The organism is Myceligenerans cantabricum (assembly GCF_054777735.1).
On sequence record NZ_BAAHAJ010000004.1, the window covers coordinates 77,361 to 100,170 of the forward strand.

The 22,810-nt window shown below is 71.1% G+C and carries 18 protein-coding genes and 1 other RNA gene; 6 read left to right on the forward strand and 13 right to left on the reverse strand.

All coding sequences use genetic code 11. From position 1 onward, the window contains the following. Nucleotides 1-149 precede the first annotated feature (149 nt). Nucleotides 150-1,877, forward strand: coding sequence for an acyltransferase (locus tag ACYU96_RS02670; protein WP_460748840.1), 1,728 nt, complete (start codon nt 150-152; stop codon nt 1,875-1,877). 53 nt (nt 1,878-1,930) lie between these two features. Here the strand turns inward: ACYU96_RS02670 and ACYU96_RS02675 are convergent, their stop codons facing one another. Beyond that, nucleotides 1,931-2,890 (reverse strand): L,D-transpeptidase family protein, encoded by a 960-nt coding sequence (locus ACYU96_RS02675; protein ID WP_460748842.1) that lies wholly within the window; start codon nt 2,888-2,890, stop codon nt 1,931-1,933. Between the two features lie 435 nt (nt 2,891-3,325). Between ACYU96_RS02675 and ACYU96_RS02680 the strand changes: the two genes are divergently transcribed. Continuing rightward, nucleotides 3,326-4,000: a haloacid dehalogenase type II gene (locus ACYU96_RS02680; protein WP_460748844.1), complete on the forward strand. Its 675-nt coding sequence runs from the start codon at nt 3,326-3,328 to the stop codon at nt 3,998-4,000. Between the two features lie 396 nt (nt 4,001-4,396). Then, nucleotides 4,397-4,585, forward strand: coding sequence for a hypothetical protein (locus ACYU96_RS02685; protein ID WP_460748846.1), 189 nt, complete (start codon nt 4,397-4,399; stop codon nt 4,583-4,585). A 109-nt stretch (nt 4,586-4,694) separates the two neighbouring features. Here ACYU96_RS02685 and ACYU96_RS02690 read toward each other — a convergent pair whose 3' ends face one another. From ACYU96_RS02690 to ACYU96_RS02705, 4 genes are all read right to left on the reverse strand, one after another. Then, nucleotides 4,695-5,273: a sulfotransferase gene (locus ACYU96_RS02690; protein ID WP_460748848.1), complete on the reverse strand. Its 579-nt coding sequence runs from the start codon at nt 5,271-5,273 to the stop codon at nt 4,695-4,697. Nucleotides 5,274-5,399: 126 nt separating this feature from the next. Then, nucleotides 5,400-7,136: an AIPR family protein gene (locus ACYU96_RS02695; RefSeq protein ID WP_460748849.1), complete on the reverse strand. Its 1,737-nt coding sequence runs from the start codon at nt 7,134-7,136 to the stop codon at nt 5,400-5,402. A gap of 33 nt (nt 7,137-7,169) precedes the next feature. Beyond that, nucleotides 7,170-10,451 carry an ATP-binding protein gene (locus ACYU96_RS02700; protein ID WP_460748851.1) on the reverse strand — a complete coding sequence of 1,094 codons (3,282 nt, stop codon included), beginning with the start codon at nt 10,449-10,451 and terminating at the stop codon, nt 7,170-7,172. Further along, complete coding sequence (locus ACYU96_RS02705) at nt 10,448-11,107, reverse strand: hypothetical protein (protein ID WP_460748852.1); 660 nt, start codon at nt 11,105-11,107, stop codon at nt 10,448-10,450. Before ACYU96_RS02705 ends, ACYU96_RS02700 begins: the two co-directional genes overlap by 4 nt. 161 nt (nt 11,108-11,268) lie before the next feature. On the opposite strand from ACYU96_RS02705, the gene ACYU96_RS02710 reads away from it, so the two are divergent. Next, nucleotides 11,269-13,611 (forward strand): hypothetical protein, encoded by a 2,343-nt coding sequence (locus tag ACYU96_RS02710; RefSeq protein ID WP_460748854.1) that lies wholly within the window; start codon nt 11,269-11,271, stop codon nt 13,609-13,611. Next, a complete protein-coding gene (locus ACYU96_RS02715) occupies nt 13,608-14,318 on the forward strand; it encodes a GNAT family N-acetyltransferase (RefSeq protein ID WP_460748856.1) in 711 nt (236 codons plus the stop codon). The genes ACYU96_RS02710 and ACYU96_RS02715 overlap by 4 nt, the downstream gene beginning before the upstream one ends. 230 nt (nt 14,319-14,548) lie before the next feature. Here the strand turns inward: ACYU96_RS02715 and ssrA are convergent. The 4 genes from ssrA to ACYU96_RS02735 form a co-directional block, all read right to left on the reverse strand. Continuing rightward, nucleotides 14,549-14,917: a transfer-messenger RNA gene (gene ssrA, locus ACYU96_RS02720) on the reverse strand. Between the two features lie 233 nt (nt 14,918-15,150). After that, complete coding sequence (gene smpB / locus ACYU96_RS02725; protein ID WP_460748858.1) at nt 15,151-15,648, reverse strand: SsrA-binding protein SmpB; 498 nt, start codon at nt 15,646-15,648, stop codon at nt 15,151-15,153. Between the two features lie 139 nt (nt 15,649-15,787). Continuing rightward, nucleotides 15,788-16,456: a GAP family protein gene (locus tag ACYU96_RS02730; protein WP_460748860.1), complete on the reverse strand. Its 669-nt coding sequence runs from the start codon at nt 16,454-16,456 to the stop codon at nt 15,788-15,790. 95 nt (nt 16,457-16,551) lie between these two features. After that, nucleotides 16,552-17,217 (reverse strand): TetR family transcriptional regulator, encoded by a 666-nt coding sequence (locus tag ACYU96_RS02735; RefSeq protein ID WP_460748862.1) that lies wholly within the window; start codon nt 17,215-17,217, stop codon nt 16,552-16,554. A 97-nt stretch (nt 17,218-17,314) separates the two neighbouring features. Between ACYU96_RS02735 and ACYU96_RS02740 the strand changes: the two genes are divergently transcribed. Continuing rightward, on the forward strand, nt 17,315-18,217 hold the full coding sequence (locus tag ACYU96_RS02740; RefSeq protein WP_460748863.1) for an SDR family NAD(P)-dependent oxidoreductase: 903 nt from the start codon (nt 17,315-17,317) through the stop codon (nt 18,215-18,217). An 88-nt stretch (nt 18,218-18,305) separates the two neighbouring features. Here the strand turns inward: ACYU96_RS02740 and ACYU96_RS02745 are convergent, their stop codons facing one another. The 4 genes from ACYU96_RS02745 to prfB form a co-directional block, all read right to left on the reverse strand. Further along, nucleotides 18,306-19,643: a M23 family metallopeptidase gene (locus ACYU96_RS02745; RefSeq protein WP_460748865.1), complete on the reverse strand. Its 1,338-nt coding sequence runs from the start codon at nt 19,641-19,643 to the stop codon at nt 18,306-18,308. 2 nt (nt 19,644-19,645) lie between these two features. Continuing rightward, nucleotides 19,646-20,557, reverse strand: coding sequence for a permease-like cell division protein FtsX (gene ftsX / locus ACYU96_RS02750; protein ID WP_460748867.1), 912 nt, complete (start codon nt 20,555-20,557; stop codon nt 19,646-19,648). Between the two features lies 1 nt (nt 20,558). After that, nucleotides 20,559-21,383, reverse strand: a complete 825-nt coding sequence (gene ftsE, locus ACYU96_RS02755) for a cell division ATP-binding protein FtsE (protein ID WP_460748868.1) — start codon at nt 21,381-21,383, stop codon at nt 20,559-20,561. Between the two features lie 276 nt (nt 21,384-21,659). After that, on the reverse strand, nt 21,660-22,775 hold the full coding sequence (prfB, locus tag ACYU96_RS02760) for a peptide chain release factor 2 (RefSeq protein ID WP_460748870.1): 1,116 nt from the start codon (nt 22,773-22,775) through the stop codon (nt 21,660-21,662). Nucleotides 22,776-22,810 lie beyond the last annotated feature (35 nt).

A 22,810-nucleotide genomic window follows, 5' to 3' on the forward strand; every position in this document is an offset into this window, starting at 1 on the left:
GCCTCCCCGCGCACCTCGTGGCGGACACGACCGAGGAGCGAGCGCGTATAGCGCTTTCCAGCCCGCGTACCTACTGTGGTGTGGCCCGCCCCGCGGTGGTCTCCGCCCTGCCGTGGTGCGACCCCGTGAGAACCCGACCTGGAGGCCCGATGCGTCCCGCACCCGCCGCCGACGGTGCCGCCCTGCCCGCGCTGCCGTACGACGCCGACCACTTCGACTACTCGCCCTGGACGTTCTGGTCGGACGCGAGCGAGACTGAGCGCGACCGGCAGCTCCGCCTCCAGGAGAGGCTCCGGACGGAGCGCGGCTACGTCGTGGGCCGGGACTGCTTCGTCTCGGCGAAGGCCGCGATCCAGAACGAGAGCCTGCGCCTGGGCGAGGACAGCTACGTCGCCGCCGGCGCCTACCTCAGCGGCGACGTGACCGTCGGGGACCACTGCTCGATCAACCCCTACGCGGTCGTCCGCGGCGACATCCGCATCGGCGACTGGGTCCGTATCGGCGCCCACACGTCGATCATCGCGTTCAACCACGTCATCGACGACCCGGACGTCCCGTTCGCGCAGCAGGGGCTCACCGCGCGGGGCGTCACGATCGGCGACGACGTGTGGGTCGGCTCCCACGTCGTCGTGCTCGACGGCGTCGACGTCGGCAGCCGGTCCGTGCTCGCGGCCGGCGCGGTGGTGACCAAGGACGTCCCGGCCGGGGCGATCGTGGGCGGCAACCCGGCGCGGGTCCTCAAGTGGCGGGTCCCGGCGCTGCGGCCGGAGCCGGCCGGCGACGGTCCGGGCACGACGAGCCGTCCGGGCACGTCGGGTAACGGCGCGGAGACGGCGGCCGACTGTCTGGAGGCGACGGTCTCCGCGTTCGCCGACCGGGCCCGCACAGACGCGAGCGCCCTCCTGGAGCGGTGCTGGGACCCTGCGACGGGCCTGTTCGGCGACCGGCCGGAGGCGGAGCCGACGGTCCGCGCGCAGTGCGACGCGATCGAGATCGCCGACCTCCTGCTCGGCGGCCCGCCCACGCAGATCCCGGCCGACGAGCAGGCCGCCCGCCTGCGGTCCTGGCAGGATCCGCGCTCGGGCCTCGTCGCCGGGCTGGGCGCCGACGGCGGCACGCCGACCCTCGACGACGGGGACGCCGCCTACCACGTGCTCTCCGTCGGGTACGCGCTCGACCTGCTCGGCAGCGCCTTCCCGGCGCCGGTCGGCCTCCGCCCGGCCGACACGGCCACGGACGTCACGCACTGGCTCGACGCGCTCCCGTGGCAGCACGACCCCTGGGGCGCCGGGGCACAGGTCGACGCCCTCGGCACGGCCCTGACCTGGAACCGCCTCGGCGGCCACGGGAACCCGTCCGGGGTCGAGGAGGCGCTGCTCGGCTGGCTGATCACGCGCGTCGACCCGGGCACCGGCCTGTGGGGACGGGTCGATCACGACGACCTGCTCCTGCCGGTCAACGGCTGGTACCGCGCCGTGCGGGGCACCTTCGGCCAGCTCGGTGTCCCCGTGCCGCACCCCGAGCGGGTCGTGGACACGGTGCTGCGGCACCTCGCCGACCCGTCCCGGTTCTCCCCCGACCGCTGGAACGCCTGCAACCTCCTCGACGTCGCCTACCCCTTGTGGCTCACCCGCCGGGCCGCCCACCGACAGGAGGAGGTCACCGGGAAGGCCCGCGAGCTGCTGGTCCAGGCCCTGCGTCTCTGGACCCCCGGTCAGGGCACGGGCTTCGCCGCCCGCGGCGACTCGTCCGTCCCCGGCCTGCAGGGCACCGAGATGTGGCTGGCGATCGTCTGGTACCTCGCCGACCTCGCCGGCGTCTCGGACCACCTCGGCTACCGCCCGAGAGGCGTCCACCGCCCCGAGCCGCGCCGATAGGCCGACGCCACGGGGCGGGGCGGCCCGGCCGCCGCGCCCCGTGTCGCCCCGTGTCAGTACACGTGCACCGGGGTGCCGATGGGGGCACCCCAGGACCAGATCCAGTTCATCGCCGTGTCGGACACCCGGATGCAGCCGTGCGAGGCCGGGTAGGCGGGGATCGACGGCGAGCCGTGCACGGCGATGCCGCCGGTGAAGTACTTGGGCCGGTACATGCTCCCCAGGTCGAGGGACGACTCCCGGACTCCGTCCACCTGCCGGTACACGGAGTAGCTGCCGCTCGGGGTGTGCGCCACGTACTGCGCGCCGAGGGCCTCGTAGCTCTCGCCGTTGCCCGAGGACGCGTTGAAGGTGCGGATCACCTTGCCGTTCTCGACGACGAGCAGCACCTGCCGGCCGAGGTCCACCTCGATGCCGGTGCCGCCGTTCCGCGAGACCGGGACGACGCCGTCGTTCAGGGCCTTCTTGGTAGCGGGTCCGACCACGCCGTCGCGGCCCAGGCCGGCGACCTTCTGGAGGGCGACCACCGCCTGCCAGGTCTCGGCGCCGTACGCACCGTCCGCGGAGGTGACCTGGTAGCCGAGCTGCTGCAGGCGCTCCTGCATCCGCGCCACGTGCTCGCCCTGCTCGCCCGGGGTGATCTCGGCGAGGCGCGCCTGCCGCTCCGCCTCGGCCGCGGCCTTCGCCGCTGCCTTGGCCTCGGCCTGCGCCAGGGCCCGTGCTTCTGCCTTCGCCTCCGCTCGCGCCTGCGCCTCCTCGGCAGCCCGTGCCGCATCGGCCCTGGCCTCGGCGGCGGCGCGCCGCTCGGCGGCCAGCTCCTGCCTGAGCGCCGACTCGAGGGCGGCGGCCGACAGGGTGGCGTCCGCCTGCGCCGTGCTGCTGCCCGACGGCGTGGCGGACGCCTCCGCCCGCGTCTCCCGGGCCTCGCTGCTGCTGGCCGAGACCAGGGTGGCGACCAGGGCCACCGTGCCGAGGGTGCCGATCGTCATCTTGCGTGTCAGGCGGTCGTCCATCGCTCTGTTCCTCCCGTGCGGCGGGTTCGCGATCTGGGCGCGGATGCCCGTCACGTGGTGGTCGCACGCCGCCTGCTCCGTGTCCTGCGGCCGGAGGCGGGGCGCGCGAGGTTCTCATGTAAGAGACGGCGAAGATGTCCGATTCGTTGTCGGTAGCCCCGGATCGTCACCGGACCGTGACCGGCGGCACACGGCCCGCAGCGCGGGTGCCCGGCCAGGACGACGAGCTGCCGGCGCGGGCCACCGGCGACCAGCGGTACGCCGTACGAGGGTGCCGACCTGCTGCGGGGCTCCGCGCCCGGCACGGCCGGGCCCGGCGCCGCGGCCTCCTGAGGGCGGCTCTCTCCGCTCCTGGCTCCGGGACGCTCGGGGCCGGGGGCGGAGAACGGCGGCGCCGCGCTTGCCGGTCCGGCCGCGCGGCGGAAGGATCGTGGCATGGCGAAACGTCCTGTGGTCATCGCGTTCGACGTCATCGAGACGCTGTTCCCGCTCGAGCCGGTGCGCCGGCGGCTGATCGACGCCGGACAGCCCGGCCACGTGCTGGACCTGTGGTTCGCGCGCCTCCTGCGCGAGGGGTTCGCACTCTCGGCGAGCGGCACCTACCGCCCGTTCGGCGACATCGCGGCCAGCACCCTGCGCTCGACCACCGGGAACACGCTGGACGACGACGCCGCCCGTGTCGTCCTCGCGGGATTCGCGGAGCTCACCCCTCACCCCGACGTCCCACCCGCGGTCCGCCTGGCCCGCGACGCCGGCGTCCGGCTGGTGACGCTGACCAACGGGTCGGCGCAGAACACCAGCCGGCTGCTGCGGCGGGCGGGCCTGGCCGAGGACATCGAGCAGGTCCTCTCGGTCGACGACGTGCACCGGTGGAAGCCCGCGCCGGACATCTACCGGCACGCGGTCGACAGCACGCAGGTCGACCCGGAGCGGGTCGCCCTCGTCGCCGCCCACGCCTGGGACACCCACGGCGCCCACCAGGCCGGCCTCACCACGGGATGGGTCGCCCGCCTCGACGACGGCTTCCCGGGCATCTTCAGCCCTCCGGACGTCATCGGCCGCGACCTGATCCAGACGGTCCAGGGCCTCCTCGCTCTGCCGCCCGCCTGATCCACGCCTGACCGACCCGGCTCGCACGTCCGTGTCGGTTCGGTGCGGAAGTGGAACGGGAGGTGTGTCCACCCCGGCCCGAACGAGGCGCGCACCCGGCCCCGTTCGTCCCGGCGTCGTGCCCGAGGCCGGACGAGGTCCCTGGTCCCGCTGTCCGGAAACCGGGCGTGAACAGGCAATGTCCAGGAACTACCAGAAAGGGATTCCTGCGGAAGAAAATATTGGAACGTGAACGATGGACGAGTGTCCAACTCCAACCTCCTGCATCTTTCTTGACGCCCCCTGTATTCGCTGACATGCTCTCGTTCACCCATCGAGCCGGGTGCCCCAAAGATCCCGAGATGACGTCACACAGATCGACCCCGGCCCGAAGCTACGACACGAGAGAAGAAGGCCATGGGCGAGGGAATTACGCCGGGTGCTGCGGTGCGGGTCACGGGTGCGTCGAGCTACGAGCGCGGCTCCGAGGGCGTCGTGACGGCCATCCGACAAGGGTGGAGCGGGAAGGAGGCCGTCGTGGTGTACCAGGGCCCACTGCGGTCGCGGGAGTTCACCGTCCCGCTCTCCGACCTGTCAAGAAAATAAGCCGACCCACCGAGAACGGCGGAGCCAGTCTCCGGCGATTCTTTTCAGCATCCCCGAAACCACAGGGAATGCATTCTCCGCGGCCGCCGACCCGAGAGACAGCGTCCCGTCATTCCACCGTGCCGGTGGCGGTACCGCCGAAGGCGGCACGCACCTGTTCCGGCGTCGGCCCGTAGCGCTCCAACGAGCAGTGGTGCCCCGTGTGCCCCTGCCGCCGGGTCGCCGCCGCCAGGTTGGCCTCGTCCTGGTCGGACCAGGTCATGCCGAGCCGGTCGAACACGCCGTGCAGCGTCGCCCGCGGATCCGCGGGCGAGGTCGTCGTAGACGACGTCGACCACGGCACCCTCCGGCGGCTGCGCGCGCTGTGCCGCAGCCCGCTTCGCGCCGTCGGACAGGATGCCGAGCCACATCCGCCCGATCGCATGCCGGTCGAGATGCCCGGGCGCAGGGACGGCGCCTGCCCGGCCTCGGCCAGCGAGCAGTACGACGCCACGGACACCTCCCCCGCCCGGTGCGTCCACACGAACCGCACGTCCGGGAACACGCGGCGGATCTCGGGCAGCCGCCAGAGGCTCGCCGATGCTTGAGCACCCAGCGTGCCGGCGGGCGGCCCAAGGACAGCACCTGGAGCACCTCGGTAGTCGTCCATGAGGTCGGCGTCACGCAGCATCGCCCAGTACCCAGGCACGCGAGGTAGGGGCGAGTGCTCACGTAGGGGCGTGGGGAGCGCCCCCTGGCGCCTACCTGAGCACTCGCCCCTACCTCGCGGTCGTGCCTACCCGCATGATCTCCTAGGGGTAGTGGGGTGGAGCCCTCAGCGACCGGGGCGGCCGCCGGTCAGCTCCCTGCGGGCCCGCTCGGCGAACCGCTCGTTGCGTACCGCCTCGCCCAACGGCACCCCCGCCTCCTTCTCGGCCTCGATGACCCGCTGGATCGCCGGCAGCAGGTCGTGGACGACCAGCCTCTCCGCCGCCTCCGCGTCCCAGATCACGTCGAGGATGCGGGTGCACGCCCGCGTGACCGCCCGGTCATGGGTCGGCACCGGCGCCGGTCCGAGCAGCCTCTGCCGGATCAGAGCCATCAGGTGGTACTGGGTGGGCCGGTAGCCACGGCTGACACGACGGTTCCGGATCAGCCACTCCAGCCGGTACCAGGTCGCGGCTGCCGTGTAGTAGAGGATCGGCTGCTGGCCGGCGACGTACAGCTCCGCGCCACGCGCCTTCATCAGCTCCTGGTAGCGGCCCACACGAGACGGCTCGTTCAGGAACATCGCCAGGTAGGCACGGCTGAGCTGGGGCCGGCTGATGACGCGGGTCCTCTCGACGTCCTTGCGCTCGCTGTACTGCTTCGCGCGACGTTCGTAGAAGAGCTGCTGCGGCTTGTCCCGGCCCAGGGTGAAGAAGTCCTCCAGCTGCTTGTGGAAGTCCTGCCGTGCGGCCAGGTCGTCGGCCGTGACCGGGGTCTGCTGGTTGGTCGCGGCCACGATGCCCTGGATCACCTCCTCGTCCACCGAGTGCACGATGTGGACGCTGACGAAGACGTGGCCGGTGAGCTGGTCGCGTTCGTGGAACAGCACGTGACAGGTCTGGCACCCGTTGACGATCTGGAAGTCGTCCAGCACGAAGTCGTCGCCGACCCGGTCCATCTTGCGCGCCACGATGGTGATGCCGTTGTTCATCACGGCAAACCTCTGCCGCATGACCGGGTCCCGCAGGGTGTCCCGGATGCTCGCGTTCACGGCGTTGTACCCCTGGAAGGCGCGGACGTTGCTCTCGAACAGGTGCTCCCGTAGCTTTCCCGAGTCGTCCTTCAACACGGTGCGGACCAGCTCCGACGCGGCGACCAGCCCCACGAACGACTGCTCGACACCCGGAGCCGACGGCATCGCGAACTGCTTCGGCACCGGCACGGTGGCCTTGACGGTACTGATCGCCTGGTCGTACAGCGCGCGCAGGTCCGGCCGGTTCACGCAGCGCACCTCGACCGTCTCGAACCGGTTGAGCCTGCCCAGGTGCTTCTCGGCCGAGCGCGACTTGCCGTGGACCATCTGCGCGATCTGATCGCCGGTGGTCACGTAGTGAACGTGCAGGTCCGGAAGCCGGCCGGCCAGCCGGGCAGGCTCCTCGTACACGGCCTCCAGGCACGCTCGCAGGCCCTTGACGTCGTCCGACACCTCGTACGGGATCTCCTCCGCCCCGCACAGGTGGCCGAGGTTCTCCGCGAGGTCCGAGATCACCTTGGTCTCGAACTTGGAGCTGGTCTTGGCCTGGATGACGACCACCTGCACCTGCGGCCGCCTGCGTTCCTGCATCGCCGTCCGCACGTCCGTGGGGTCCCGGTACAGCTGCCCGTCGATCAGCACCGCGTAGGCGTCGATGCCGAGGTCGTTGCCCCCGCCCGTGCGGTAGGTGTCGGGGTTGAACGGCTCGTTGTAGTACGAGCTGAGCACGCAGTAGGCGGCGAACGCCTCGAACGCCTCGGGTTCCGGTCGCTCGGTCAGATCGTGTTCCTGCTGGAAGACCTCGAGCAGGCTCTGGATCACTCTCTCCACGGCAGGTCCCCTTCTCGACTTCGTGAGCGGACGTCAGTCCTGCCGAGCGCGGTCGATGACCTCTTCCACGGTCAGCGGGCTCGACGGGTGGTGGCTCAGGCAGATGGGGGTGCGAATCCTCTGGAACGCCAGCCCTTCGGCGACGGCGTAGAACTGACCGGTGCCCAGCCGGGAGATGTCCGGCACCGCGCTGGACTTCGCGGCCGCCATCTCCTTGGCGGCGGAGATCTGCGGCGGGCTGTTGAGGAACCCGAAGAACTGCGTGGCGGCGTTGCCGGAGATCCGGTTGTGGATGCCGCGCGGCGCCTGGGTGGCGAACACCAGACCGAGTCCGTACTTGCGGGCCTGCGAGGCCAGCGCGAGGGTGCTGTGCGTGCTGGCGGTCAGCGAGCCGGACGGAGCGATGGTCTGCGCCTCGTCCATGACCAGCAGCCCGCCGAGCGGCCGGTCGCCGGCGGGGTGTCGCTTGATCCAGGCGAAGAGCGCCATCTGGAGCTGGTTGACGAAGCTCTGCCGCTGCTCCTCGGTGGGCAGGCCGGCCAGGCTGATCACCGAGATCCGGGCGCGTTTGCCTTCTGCCGGGGTGAGCAGCGCGCCGGGGTCGACCGGTTCGCCGTCGTCGCTGAACATGGGGTCGTTGATCATGGCCGCGTGCAGGGTCTGGGCCATGTCCGCAGCCATCTCGTGCGCCTTGGCCAGGTGCGACACACCATCGGGCAGATCACCGAGCAGGTCCAGGAACTGCTTGAGCCCGCCACCGGTCCGGCGCGCGAAGTGCTGCAGCGCCTGACGGAGCACCGCGCGGGACTGATCGGCCTTCGCGGTCGAGCCGTCGGCGCGGGCGCGGGGCGCGAGCGCGGCGACCGCCGTGTCGATGGCCTGGCGGAACTCGTCCGGGTCGTCCGCGACGGCGGCGAAGTCGGGCAGCGGGTGGAAGGTCAGCGGCCGGCCGGACTCCCGCCGGGGTGTCCAGACCACGACATCGGTGTGACGCAGGTAGTCGTCGGCACGGGCCGCGTCGCCGGGTCCCCAGGCCTCCGGCGGCTGCGGCCACGCGTCGCCGAGCCGTGCCAGGTCATTGTTGGGGTCGAGCACGATCGCGGACACGCCACGCAGCGCGCACTCCTCGACCAGCCGGCGGATCAGCACCGTCTTGCCCGATCCGGACCCGGCGAAGATCGCCGTGTGCTTCCGCAGCGACTCCAGGGCGAGGGTCACCGGCGCGCCCGTGTCAGTTCTCTCGCCCACCTGCAGCGTCGTGGCCGGGTCCGCCGTCGGCCGGTCCGGGCCAGCCACGGCCGGATCGGTACCGTCGGAGTCGGAGACCGGCGACGACGCACCGGACAGGGCCGGCACGGGGACCGCTTCCGGCTCAGGACGTGGCGGCGGCGTGTCATCATCCCGCGGTTCACCGAACACCGCGCGCAGGAGCGCGGTACGACCGGCAGGGCGGCGGCTGAGCAGCCAGGCGTCGAACCGGGCCGGCGGCTGCGTGCCGGCGAGTCGCTCCAAAGCCGCGAACGTCCGGAGCTCGGTCTCCAGCGTCTCCCTGGTCAGGTCGATGACGGCCCCGCCGACCTCCGTGAAGTCCTGGACCTTCTGACGCGTCCGGGTCTTCTGGCTGTCCGGCCACTCACCGGTGCGCAGCAGGAAGGCTCTGCGCTTGTGCGCCGACGGGTCCAGCCCCGTCACGCTCAGGACGCGGTCGATCCGATTCATGACGGCCTTGCCGTTCGACGACCCGATCGCCCGGAAGGACCAGTAGATCTTGTCCTCGGTGTCCTCGTCCAGGATCTCGTGCAGCTCGGCATGCAGGGCCGGGTTTCCGGGGGCCAGCGTCGCCGGAGCCAGCATGTACCGGGAGCGTGCGCCGCCCTGTTCGGCGGCCCACCAGGTCAGGGCGGAACGGAGGAGGGCCGGCATGTACTGGTCCTCCTGGTGCGGGTCCAGCGCCCTGCCGGCGTCCGCGACCACACCCGCGTCGTTCACCAGTGCGGACAGCTGCCCATCGATCTCGGTGAATGCACCCTGGTCTGCCGGCGACGGTGTCGGCTGCGGCCGCGACGTCGGCGTGTCGGAGCCGCTCGGCTCGGCGAGGCTCGTCAGCTCGGTGATCGTGTCCGCGTTCAGGCATGCCCAGAGGTGGGCGTCGATCCGGCGGATGAGGCCACGAGCGGTGAACCGACCCGCGTCGGCGAACGCCTCCGGCCGCACCGGCCAGGTCGAGTAGGGCGGGGTGAAGCCGGCCCGGGCGAACTTGAGCGCGAACCGCCTTTCCATGAGCGTCCGTCCGACCTGGGCCGATGGCAGGGTGTCCAACTGCTCGGCGCGGCGGAAGCGTTGCTCGACGGAGCCCGGCGCATAGTTCCGGATTCCGTCCCAGACCGCATCCATGCAGGCCACGAGGACGAGTGAGCGGCGAGTGACCTCGCGCAGCTCCATGAGCCCGCTGCCGACATCTTCGAACTTCTGCTTCCTGAGCACGTCCATCGAATCAGACGCCGTGCCGGGCCCGTCGGCCCCCGCGTAGGACACACCTGGGTCCGTCGTGTGATCTGACTGCTGGATCAGCGTGTCGATCTGATCCAGGGCTATCACGCTCGGCCCGGCAAGCGCGATCAGCTTGAAAAGCTCTCCGACCGTTTCGTGCGCCGTCCTGGGCGCGGCACGGATGCCCCATGCGGCCCGCTCACCGTCCACCAGCTCGTCCTCCGACGCCAGATACGCGCGGACGACCTCCCTGGTCGTGACCGAGCTGCTGGCCAGCAGCAGTGCCAGGGCCCGCAGGGTGTGCCCGCACTCCAGAGCGAGCTGCTGGTCGACGTCGCCCAGGGCATCGACGATCCCGTCCAGCCCGGACCGGGTCGGTGTGTCGAGTCCCAGGAGCTGCCGGTGCAAGGGCCCGGGGAGGTCGAGCGCCCGGGACAGCCCCCGCTGCAGGGCCTCTCCCTGTGTCGGCCCGTCCCTGCGGGGCCGCAGCAGGCAGTTCAGCACGTCCTCCACCAGCTTCGGCCAGAACGCCCGCTCGTGACGCAGTTCGAGGGCGAAGAAGTAGCCACCCGCGGCGACGACCTTCGACCGGACCGCAGCGACAAGATGTGTCTTGCCCGAACCAGGACGTCCGGTGACGGCCACGCCGATCGGGCTCTCGGCGGCGCTGTCCCTGGCGGCGTCGAAGCCTGCCATGACCGAGCCGAACGCCGGACCGTTGATCCCGGCGACATGTGTCTCCGGATCCTCCCAGATGCCGTCCCTGCTGATGGCCCAGCCGGCTCCGGTCAGAGCCGTCAGTGCCTCGCGTTCGACGTCCCTCATGACCGTCCGACGGACAGCAGGTGGACGTCCTCGCCACCTGTGCGCAGGGCGGCCGCTCTGTCCGCCGGCGTCAGCGTCTTCTGGTTGAACTCGGGATTGAGCCGAACCTCCGGCTCCCGGACCATCCGCAGCAGTGCCGCATCCAGGTCCCCACGCGGCACGTCGGCGACCTCGTGCCGCAGCCGCGTCAGGCTCACCCAGGCCCCGGGCTCGGCGGCCAGCGCGGCGTAGGCCGCCCGGACCCGATCCGCGATGTCGACGGCGGCCACCGCCGGCTCGTCGTCCGGCACAGCCGGCGCGTCGTCGGGCACGAAGATGTCCGCGACCCGCAGATCGGATCGTGCCATGAAGGCTGCGAACCGGCGGGTCAGCGCGTACTGCAGCCGCGTGGCCTTCGGCGCGCCGCTCGGGGTGGGGCTGCCCAGCTCGTCCCCGCAGCGCCGCCAGCCCTCATCGGTGAGCTCGTGCATCCATGCTCGGTATCGGCCGGTCTGCCACACCTTGAGGTAACCCAGCTCGACCAGGCGCTCCCGCGATCTTTTCTCGATCTTGATACCCAGCTCGTCGGCGAGCCCGGCATTCGATACCTCCCGATTCAGCGTCATCAGCGCGAGCAGCGCCGACCTTTCCGGCAGAGTGAGCTGGGAGTCCGGCATGGTGCAAATGTACCGGGATTCCGACATGAGAGGGAGTGTCATAGCAGATAGCGAGGCAAGTTCACCCACGTCACGGACCGGAGGACGAAAGCCCGGCGTCCGCAGCCATTTCACCCTGCGATCACCGTCATTCCGGGGCACTACGGCACTAGGGTTCCGGCGTGTCCGCAATCGCGAGGCTGGACGGCCTTCCCACCCTGGACGACGTCGTCGGCTCTCTCGACGACGACGTCAGCCCTCTCACCGACTGGCTGGACGCCCTTGGTGTCGACACCCGAGAGGTCCGCGAGCGTCCGCGGTGGAACGCGGACGACGCACGGGCGTCGCACCGTCTCGCGGACGACGACGACGAACGGTGCGCCAGGACGATGTCGGCGGCGATGGATCTCGTCGTCGGGCATCCGGACGGTCCGCTCCTGCTGGGGCTGTACACGTGGTGGGTCGGCGGTGACGCCTGGGAGGACACGTACTTCCACGATCGGATCGAAGCGATGTCCCGCGCCTTCTCGGCCGTGTGGGCGGCGCGGCGCGAGGGGACGGACCGGACAGCGGACCAGGTCGCAGCGGGCGACGCCGCGGCGGCGCTCCTCGATTCCCTGCGGACCGAGATGGCGGTGGAGAGCGCGCTGAACGCCGGGGACGACACCCGGCTGCGGTCTGCCTCGCTGGCCTGCGCGGAATCGGCGGACGGGCTGGCCGCGGAGTCGGACCGGCTGTCGCCCCGGCACGCGGTGGCGGCGGAGTTCCTGCACGCCGAGGCGGAGCGCCTTTCGCTCCTGTACCGCGCGCTGGCGGCCGGCGTGGATGCCGCGCGGGCCGTGTTCGAGGGGAACATGTCGGCGGTCGCGGACACGGTGGAGGGAATGCGTGAGGCGGAGTCCCACGACCACATGGACCGGTTCAACCGGTCGGAGATCCGCGCTCACCGGCGCAGCCTGGAGCGGATGGCGGAGGCCGTGGAGGCCGGCGAGGAGTGGTTGCACGTCGACGAGGCACGGGTGGTGTACGTGTTCCCGTTCGGCCTGGCGGGACTCGACCCGAGGGCCGCCGTGGAGTCGGCGCGGGCACTCGAAGCGCCGCCGGTGGTCGCCGGGACGGAGAGCTCGCTGGTGCGGCGCGGCTTCGAGATCGACGACGTCTGGGCCGCGCCCGCGCACATGGACCAGCGGTTCGACGGTGCGGTGATCGAGCTGCCTCCGGTCCGGGTGCGACCCCTGGGCCGCCGGGACGAGGAGCTCATGGAGCTGGAGGCGGAGATCCGGATCTCCCTGCTCGGCAACCACTACCTGCGTCTGGAGGGCATCGTCCTGGACGCGGACCCCGATGCGGTGCACTCCGCGCTGTTCCGGGCGGCGGAGGAGCACGGGAAGATCGATGTCCGGTTCGAGGGCGGGGAACGGCGGTGGGACCGGCTCGCGGACCTGGCGACGGACGTCCGGGACGACGTCGCCGACCTCCTGGACGACGTATCCGTACGCGACCGCGAGGTCGCTGCCGTCCCGGGCCGCTATCACGTGCTGTGCTCGGTGCTCGAGGCGTCGGCGTTCCGTCCCGGCGTCCCCGGCAGGCGACCGCTGCGCGACGGTACCGAGCTCACGGCCCTGTTCGGGGCACAAGCACTCTTCCATCCGGTGACCAACGGCCTGGGGAGCATGCACGAGTGGACGAGGCTCTCGGCGTCGGACGCCACCTTCCTGCGAGACGTGCGGCACGACGGCGACCTCGTGGCCACGACCGCGAACACGACCGTGTCGGCACTGCTGGGCCAACCGCACTTCATGGTGGTGGACCATGAGACGTTCGCGGAGTTCGTCGGGTCGCTCGACGGGATGTTCGGGGCGTGGAACGAGGACCTGGGCCGGGCGCGCGCCCGGGAGGAGAAGCAGCTGAAGGAGACGCTCGACCCCGATGCGGACCTGGACGCCCTGGAGGCGTCGTCCCAGGCGATGCGAGGGCTCCAGCTCCGGCTCCACGACTTCGGGGCGGACGTGCGCACGACGCTCGCGACGATCGCCGCTCCGGATCTCACCCGGTCGCCCACCGATCATCAGTACCTGGGACGCCTGCTCGCCCTGGCGCAGGTCGAGGCCCGCGGACGGGACGTCTCCGAGCGCATCGCGGCGCAGCTCTCCGAACCCGTCGACCTGCGCGTCGAGGCCTTCGCGGCCGAGCGGCGAGCCAAGTCCGAAGTGCGGACGCGCAGACAGCGAGCGATGGTGAACGCGTTCCTGGCGGCGATCGCCGTGTTCGGCCTGACCGGGGCGTTCCAGACGGTCCAGGCGGCCGGGATGGAGTCGCGGCTCGGTGGTGACCCCGGGCAGACCCATCTGCTCCTGGCCGGTGGGTTCGTCGGCCTCCTCCTGGTCGCCTCGACGGTGCTCGCCGTGATGCTGCTGACCGAACCCCGGCGCCGCGCACGGCGTCCGAGGACGTCGAACCGCAGCGGTCGAACCGGCCGCGACGGCCGTCCCGGCCGACCGGAGCGTGTCACGATACGGGCGTGACCCAGATCGAGGAACTCCGCGACGGCGACCCACGTCTCGCCGAGCTGTACGAACGGCTGCTCGTGCCGAGCTTCCCGCCGCACGAGCTCGACCCGTTCGAGGAGATCGCCGGGCCCTTGGCGACGGGGGACGCCTCCGTGGTGGTGGCGGGTGAGCCCGCGGCGCCCGCCGCGATCGCCGTCGGCCACTGGTCTGCGGCGTCGGGAGTGATGCTGCTGTCCTTCCTCGCGGTCGATCCGGCCTCCCGGGGTGCCGGGATCGGCGGGGAGCTGCTCGACCACGCCGTCGCGCTGTGGGGCCAGCGGTACGCGCCGTGCCTCGTCGTGGCGGAGCTGGAGCACCCGCTCGCCGACGGTGGCGTCGAGGCGTGGGGCGACCACCGCCGCCGCTACGACTTCTACCTGCGGCACGGCGCGCGCGTCCTCGACCTGCCGTACTTCCAGCCGGCCCTGCGGCCCTCGGCGCAGCGGGGGTACGGGATGCTGCTGATCCTGCTGCACACGGCCCGGGAGCTGACCCGCGACGAGTGTGTCGCGTCGGAGCCGGTCACCGCGTTCCTCCGCGGCTACCTGGAGGAGACGGAAGGCGTGGTCGAAGACGCGGCGGCAGCCGCGCTCCTCGACGCGGCGGCGGACCCGCGCGGCGTGGGAATCCTGCCGCCCGACGCCGCGCTGTCCGCGCTGCCGCGTTCGGCCGCGGCCGGCTGAATCGGCCCGGCGACCAGATGTGGCACGCGTCGGCGAACCGGGAGTTCAAGATGCGGGACCTCGACGCGTTCGACCCGGTCGACGGTCCTGAGCGCTCAGACCGAACGGCACCCGAGCGGGGGTCCCGGGGGGCGTGCCCCCCGGGGGCGGGGCGTGGGGGCTCCGCCCCCCCACAAGACATGACGAAGGCGAGGCGGTCCAGCCGTGCTGGACACACCTCGCCTCTCGCTGAGTGGAGCTGCCGGGAATCGAACCCGGGTCCGGTGTCGTTTTTCGAGGACTTCTCCGGGCGCAGTCTGCTATGGCTTTTCTCGGCCCCCGCGCTTGCACAGACTCATTCGCGGACGGGCCCAGTCACCTAGAAGTCCCTGTAGTCCCGGTGACGTGGACTACAAGCAGTGGCTCTCAAGATGACGCCGGTGACCGGGGTGAGAGCACCCCCGGACCGACGGACTTCGGGCCCGCCTCAGGCGGCGAGGGCGAAGTCGTTGCGCGTGTTATCGGCAACTATTGTTTTGCAGACATCGTTAACGAGATAAGTCTGCATCCTCGGCCCGCTTCTCCTCGAAGCACGACCACCGTCGAAACCGATCAGCCCCGTGTTGAGTTGTCAACGCCCCGCCGAGCCCTGAGGTCTGGCGAGATCACCCAGTGTAGTAGGTGAACACGGCAGGCAGACACCTTATTTCCGGTCCGTTGCGTCACACCGTTCGGACGCAGTACGGAGGACGAGGCACAGGCATGCCTCGCTTCCCGCAGTCGCCGCCCGGCACGGGGGAACGCCCGCAGCCGTGGTGCGAACTCCCGGCGGGCCGCGCGGCACCGCCGGGCGTCAGCTCAGCTTCTCCCGGGTCCGCATCGCGCGGAGTGCCTCGCGGTTGTCCTGCTTCTCGCGCAGCGTCTGGCGCTTGTCGTACTCCTTCTTGCCGCGCGCGAGCGCGATCTCGACCTTGGCACGCCCGTCCAGGAAGTACAGCGACAGCGGGATGACCGTGTGCCCCTTCTCGTGAGACCCGGCCTGCAGGCGCAGGATCTCGTCCTTGTGCAGCAGCAGCTTGCGCTTGCGACGGGGCGAGTGGTTGTTCCACGTGCCCTGGAAGTACTCCGGGATGTGGACGCCCTCCAGCCACGCCTCGCCGCGGTCCACGTGCACGAACCCGTCCACGAGCGACGCGCGCCCCATGCGCAGCGCCTTGACCTCGGTACCCCACAGCACGAGTCCCGCCTCGAAGACGTCCTCGATCGCGTAGTCGTGACGCGCCTTCTTGTTGTTCGCCACGATCTTGCGCGGATCCTCGGGCTTCTGCTTCTTCTTGGCGCCCTTCGCCATGGTCTCCCTCCACGTCCCTCACGCCGGTGCGGGTCCGTCCCCGGCCCGCACGCGACCCCCTACGATACGTGCCGCTGCCGCGACAGGCCCACTCCTTAGTCTCGGCGTCCCGATCCCGGCGTCGCGTTCGCTCTCGGCGCTACAGGGTCGAGATGCCGTCCCCGAGCATCTTCGCGCCGAGGACGAGCAGCAGGACAGCCATGATGGCCGCGTTGTTGTGGATCATCCACGACCGCAGCTCGTCCAGGATCCGGGCGGCCCGGGTGCCCATCGAGAGGTAGATGACGACGGGCGTGAGCACACCGGCGCTGGCGACGACGGCGAACACGAGCGCGGCGAAGACCGTCCCACCGGTGTCCCCGGGCGCCGCCGCAGCGATCGCCGCGCCCCCGGACACGACCAGGAGCAGGTTCTTCGGGTTGACCGCACCCAGCAGGACGGCCAGGCCGGCGGACCGTACCGGCGTGAACCCCGCGATGGCGGCCATCCACGCCGGGACCGGCGGCTCGGCGCCGCCCCGCGGCCGGCCCCGCCACTGGCGGACGCTGAGCAGGAGCAGCAGCACACCGAGCACGATCTTCAGCCAGCCCGTCCACCCGGCAGGCCCGTCGTCGGGCGGGGCGGAGCCGGCGAGCAGCGCGACGCCGACCACCACGGCGAGCACCGCGAGGAACCAGCCGACGACGAAGGCCAGCGCGTTCGACCGGGCCCGCTCGCTGACCAGCATCAGCACCACCGCGACGATCGGCAGCGGGCTGACCAGGACACCCACCGCCACGGGCAGGGACTGACCGATCGCGGCACCCACGATGACCTCTCCGTCCCGACGTTCCGGCTGGCAGTGCGGCCACGCTAGGCCCGGACGAGGTGGTGCGGCGTCACCCGGACCGGGTGACTGTCGGTTCAGGCGCGCGGCAGCGCACCCACGAGCGCCGAGGTGAACGCGACCCGGAGCGCGTCACGCAGCTCCAGGTGGAACACACCGAGAGCGGGCTCGTCCGCATAGGCCGCGACGAGGCTGGGCGGCGGCGGGACGTAGGACGCCACGGCGCCCGCCTGGACGAGGCACATCAGGCAGAACAGCCGGACGCCGTCGCCGAGCTCGGGCAGGTGGCGGCGCACGAGCTCGGACATGACGTCGAGCCGGGCGAGCGAGGACCGCTTGTGCCGCTTGACCACGTCGACCGAGACGTTGTGCTCCAGGACGCCGCCCTGCGCTCCGAAGAGGTCGCACAGCACGACCCGGCCCGCCAGCGACCGGCTGAGGACCTCGGACAGCTGACCGGCCCGCACTTCCGGTGTCGCGTGCGGCTCGATACCTTCGGCCAGCTCATCCGGCAGCTCGGAGAGCCAGCTCCCCAGGAAGTCGTCCAGGAGCTCGAGCAGCACGGCCTCGCGCGACTCGAAGTAGCGCAGCACGTTCGACTTGGCCAGGCCCACCCGCCGGCTGAGCTCGTTGAGGCTCACCTCGACCACGGGCATCTCGTCGAGCATCGCCGCCGCCGTGTCCAGGATCGCCCGACGACGGATCGCCCGCTGCTCCGCACTTCGCGCCCGCTGGAATGTCACGCCCTCAGCCTAGCAAAAGACCGATGGTCTCTTGACATCGCACCGGCGGTCTCTTACATTTGCCCATAACAGACCGATAGTCTTTTAGGAGCGAACCATGAGCGACGACTGGACCGAGCAGGACATCCCCGATCAGCACGGCCGGGTGGCCATCGTGACCGGCGCCAACACCGGGCTGGGCTTCGAGACCGCCCGGATGCTCGCCGCACGAGGTGCGGCGGTGGTCCTGGCCGTCCGCGACGTCGACAAGGGCAAGCAGGCAGCCGGCCGCATCGCCGGCGACGTCACCGTCCAAGCCCTCGACCTGACCTCCCTGGACTCGATCCGGTCCGCGGCGGCCGGCCTGAGAGCCGCCCACCCGCGCATCGACCTGCTGATCAACAACGCCGGTGTGATGTACACCCCGAAGCAGACCACCGCCGACGGTTTCGAGCTGCAGTTCGGCACCAACCACCTCGGTCACTTCGCCCTCACCGGGCTGCTGCTGGACCGCATCCTGCCCGTCCCCGGCTCCCGGATCGTCACGGTCAGCAGCACCGGCCACCGCATCCGGGCCGCCATCCACTTCGACGACCTGCAGTGGGAACGCTCGTACAGCCGGGTCGCCGCCTACGGCCAGTCCAAGCTCGCCAACCTGATGTTCACCTACGAGCTGCAGCGCCGGCTCACGCAGCACGGCACCACCCTCGCGGTGGCCGCTCACCCCGGTGGAGCCAACACCGAGCTCGCGCGCAACACGCCTGCCGCGGTCCGGGTGCCCGTCACCTGGCTCGCGTCACGATTCGCCCAGACGCCCGCGATGGGCGCCCTGCCCACCCTGCGCGCGGCCACCGATCCCGCCGTCACCGGCGGCCAGTACTACGGCCCCGGCAACCGTGGTCAGGTCCGGGGGTACCCGAAGCTGGTCGCCTCCAGCGACGAGTCCCACGACCAGGCCACCCAGCGGCGCCTGTGGACCGTCTCCGAAGAGCTCACCGGAGTGGCGTTTCCGCCGGCGTGAGGCGGCGGTACTGCGGCGGAGGAACTTCCCTCGGGCCGTCACCGGGTGCGCGCCGGGCCGAGCTCGAACCGGTGCGCACCCTCTCCCCTCAGAGGTAGTTCATCGGGTCGGCCGTGGACCCGTTGACGTACACCTCGAAGTGCAGGTGGCACGCCGTGGACGTGCCGGTGGTGCCGGCATAGCCGACCACCTGGCCGCGCGAGACGCGCTGCCCCGGGGAGACGGACCAGCTCGTGAGGTGGTTGTAGCTCGACATCAGGCTGTTGCCGCTGCTGGTGTAGCCGTGGTCGATGAGCACCTGGTTCCCCAGGCCCTGGATGGTGCGCGCGTACAGCACCGTGCCGGAGCTCGACGCGAGGATCGGCGTACCGCAGTAGGCCCGGAAGTCCGTGCCGGCATGCAGGCGCCAGTAGTTCAGCACCGGGTGGTACCGCATCCCGTACGAGGAGGTCACCACCGGGCTCGCCGTCGGCCAGGAGAGGTACGACGCCGGTCCCGGGGCGGCGGGCGCACCCCCACCGCCTCCGCCGCCCCCGGAACCGCTGTCGCGGCCGCTCCGGCTGGCACGGCTCCGGTCGCGCTGCTGCTGCTCGGCGATGATCGACTTGAGGTCGTCCTCGAGGGAGCTGAGCGCCTGCTCGGCCTGCTTCAGGGACTGGGTCGCGACGTCCCGGCGCTGCTCGATGCGGTCCTTGAGATTCGCCTGCTCCGCGATCAGGTCCTCGATCTCGGCCTTCTTGCTCACCGCTTCCTCGCGGGCGTCCTTCTTGCGCTCGACGTTCTCGTCGGCGAGGTCCTTGAGCTCCGCGACGGTCTCGCGGATCGCCGTGAGCCGGGCCTTCATGTTCCGTGCCTGCGCCTCGGAGTCCTGCAGCTCGGCCAGCGCGCGCGCCTGGCTGCGGGCCGCCGAGGACGACACCGCGTACCCGTCGAGGAACTCCTCCGTGGTCTGCGCTCCGGTGACCAGGCCGAGCGCCGACGTCTCGCCGGACGAGCGGAGGTCCTCACGCGCCATCTGGACGATGTCCCCGCGGGCCGAGTCCGCCTTCTCGGCGTCGTCGGCGATCTGCTCGACGATCCGCGACTCCTCCGACTGCGCGTCCGTCAGCCGCTGCGCGAGGATCGCCGCCTCCCGCTCGGCCGTCTCGAGGGCAGCCTCGGCACGGGCCAGATCTGCCTCGGCGAGCGGCAGCCGTGCCTCGACGTCGTTCAGCTCGAGGGCTGCCTGGGACAGCTTCCGGTCGGTGTCCTCGAGGTTGCTCTCGAGCTCTTCGCGCTCGTCCTCCTTGGCCTGGGCCTCGGCCTCGGCGGCGGCGCGCTGGTCGTCGAGGTCGTCGGCGACGGCGGGAAGGGCGGTCACACCGCCGAGCAGGAGAAGGAAGGCGACGGTGACTGGGACGACTCGTGCAGGAGTGCGGCGCAACATCATCAGATCCTCGCGTACCGGTTGAGTGTGACGACGGAGCTGACCGCCGCGAGCGCCACCGCCACGAGGACGAGGAAAGGCGCCAGGGCGATCACGTCGCCGGAGTCGACATACGCCACCCAGTCGACGGAGCGTTCCAGCCAGTCGGTGACCAGGAAACGCACCGCGAGCCAGAGCCCGAGGCCGGCGAGCAGCGCGCCGGTGACGGCGGCGATCGCCCCCTCGAGGATGAAGGGCAGCTGGACGAACAGGTTGGACGCACCGACGAGCCGCATGATCTCGGTCTCCTTGCGGCGCGAGACGGCGGACAGCCGGATGGTGGTGGTGATCAGGAGGATGGCGGCCAGGAGCATGACGCCGGCAAGGCCGGCGGCGAGCAGGGTGGCCACGTTGAGCGTGCGGAAGAGGGGTTCGAAGACGGCACGCTGGTCCTCGACGAGCTCGACGCCGTCGCGTCCGGTGAGCACGTCGCTGACGACGGCGAACTGCTCGGGGTCGGCGAGCTCGAGGCGCAGGGAGGCCTGCATGTCGTCCTCGGTGAGCTGGGTGCCCTGGTAGCCGTCGGGGTAGCGCTCGGTGAAGGCGTCGAAGGCGTCGGCCTTCGTCTCCTCGTAGACGGCGGTGACCTCGCCGGACAGCTCGGTGTCGACGACGTCGCGGACGGCGTCGACCTGCTTCTCGGTGGCTTCGCCGGCCGCGCAGGTCGGCATCATCGAGCCCTCGGGGCAGAGGAAGACGGAGACCTGCACGAGGTCGTACCAGTCGTCCTTGAGCTTGCCGATCTGGGTCTGCAGGAGGGCGGCGGCGCCGACGAACGTGAGAGACACGAACGTCACGAGGACGACGGCGACCACCATGGTGGTGTTGCGCCGCAGCCCTGCTGCCACCTCGCCGGCGACGAACTGGAATCGCACCTCAGGCCTCCCCGTGCGAGGACGCCCGCACCGGTTCGTGGTCGGTGGGCCGTTCGACGGGCCTCTCCACGGAGATGCGGCGGGCACCCGTGGCGGGGTGGTCGAACACCGAGGAGCCGCCCATCTCCGGCAGGATCGACTCACGCTCGCCGTAGACGCCGGACGCCTCGTCGCGGACCACGACGCCGTCGGACAGCTCGACGACGCGGCGGCGCATCTCGTCCACGATCTCGTCGTCGTGCGTGGCCATGACCACGGTGGTGCCGGTGCTGTTGATGCGGTCCAGCAGGCGCATGATGCCCAGGCTCGTGGTGGGGTCGAGGTTGCCGGTGGGCTCGTCGGCGAGCAGGATCTGCGGCCGGTTGACGATGGCGCGCGCGATGGCGGCGCGCTGCTGCTCGCCGCCCGACAGCTCGGTCGGCATGCGCTTCTCCTTGCCGTCCAGGCCGACCATCTCGAGGATCTCGGGGACGGTGTCACGGACCACGGAGCGCGGCTTGCCGATCACCTTGAGCGCGAAGGCGACGTTCTCGTAGACCGTCTTGTTCTGCAGGAGCCGGAAGTCCTGGAAGACGACGCCGAGCTCGCGGCGGAGCTTGGGTACGCGCCAGGCGGAGAGCCGGGCGACGTCGCGGCCGGCCACGTAGATGCGTCCGCGGGTGGGGCGGTGCTCGCGCAGGACGAGGGACAGGAAGGTGGACTTGCCGGAGCCGGAGGCTCCGACCAGGAAGACGAACTCGCCGCGCTGCACGTCCACCGAGACGTCTTCGAGGGCCGGCCGCGCGCCGCGCGCATAGACCTTCGACACGTTCTCGAACCTAATCACGTGTGTTCCCCCCGCCGACGTCGGGCCCGGTTCCGGGACCGCCGGGTATCACTCCCGGCAATACCCACCTGCGAGGCTAAGGGTGATTAAGCCGCCGCACACGGCGAGACACGCCGGTGGCCCGTTTCATGCCGCGCCGCCCGCGGGTAGGTTTGGGGGACCTACGAGGTTTTTCACACCAAGGCGGACGCGGGGCTCGGCCCGGCATGCCGAGTGCGCGCCCTCGGGCGGCTCCGGATCCTCCGAGCCGGCCGACGGTGCACACCGGGCCTCGCGTCAGGACGTGGTGGGCTGCTGGTTGCGGCGCCAGCGGATACCGGCCTCGATGAAGTCGTCGATGGCTCCGTCGAAGATCGCCTGCGTATTGCCCTGCTCGTGCTCGGTGCGCAGGTCCTTGACCATCTGGTACGGCTGCAGCACGTAGGAGCGCATCTGGTCGCCCCAGCTCGCCTTGATGTCGCCGGCGAGCTCCTTCTTCTTCGCGGCCTCCTCCTGCTTGCGCAGCAGGAGCAGGCGCGACTGGAGCACGCGGTACGCGGCGGCGCGGTTCTGGATCTGCGACTTCTCGTTCTGCATCGCGACGACGACGCCGGTGGGAATGTGCGTCATCCGCACGGCCGAGTCGGTGGTGTTCACGGACTGGCCGCCCGGTCCCGAGGACCGGTACACGTCGATCTTGAGCTCCGTCTCCGGGATCTCGATGTGGTCCGTCGTCTCGATGAGCGGCACCACCTCGACCGCCGCGAACGACGTCTGACGGCGTCCCTGGTTGTCGAACGGGGAGATGCGCACCAGCCGGTGCGTGCCCGCCTCGACGGACAGGGTCCCGAACGCGTACGGCGCGTTGACCTCGAACGTCGCCGACTTCAGGCCTGCCTCCTCCGCGTACGAGGTGTCGCCCACCTTGGTGGAGTACCCGTGCCGCTCCGCCCAGCGCAGGTACATGCGCAGCAGCATCTCGGCGAAGTCCGCGGCGTCCACGCCGCCCGCCCCGGCCCGGATCGTGACGACCGCCTCGCGCGCGTCGTACTCGCCGTTGAGGAGCGTCCGCACCTCGAGCGCGTCCAGGTCCTTGCGGATCGCGGCGACCTCGGCCTCGGCCTCGTGGAGGGCGTCGTCGTCCTCCATCTCCTCACCGAGCTGGACCAGCGTGTCCGCGTCGTCGATCCGGGCACCGAGCTTCTTCACCCGGTCCAGCTCCGCCTGGGCGGCGGACAGCGCGGACGTCACCTTCTGGCCGTTCTCCGGGTCGTCCCAGAGGTTGGGCGTCGCAGCCTCCTCGGACAGCTCGGCGATCTTGGCCTGCAGCGCGGCGGGGTCACTGACCGCCTCGATGGACTCGAGGGTGCCGCGCAGGGCCTTGATCTCGGAAGCGAAGTCGATGGTTGCCACGAGAATCCAGCCTACCCGCCCCGGCCGGACCTCCG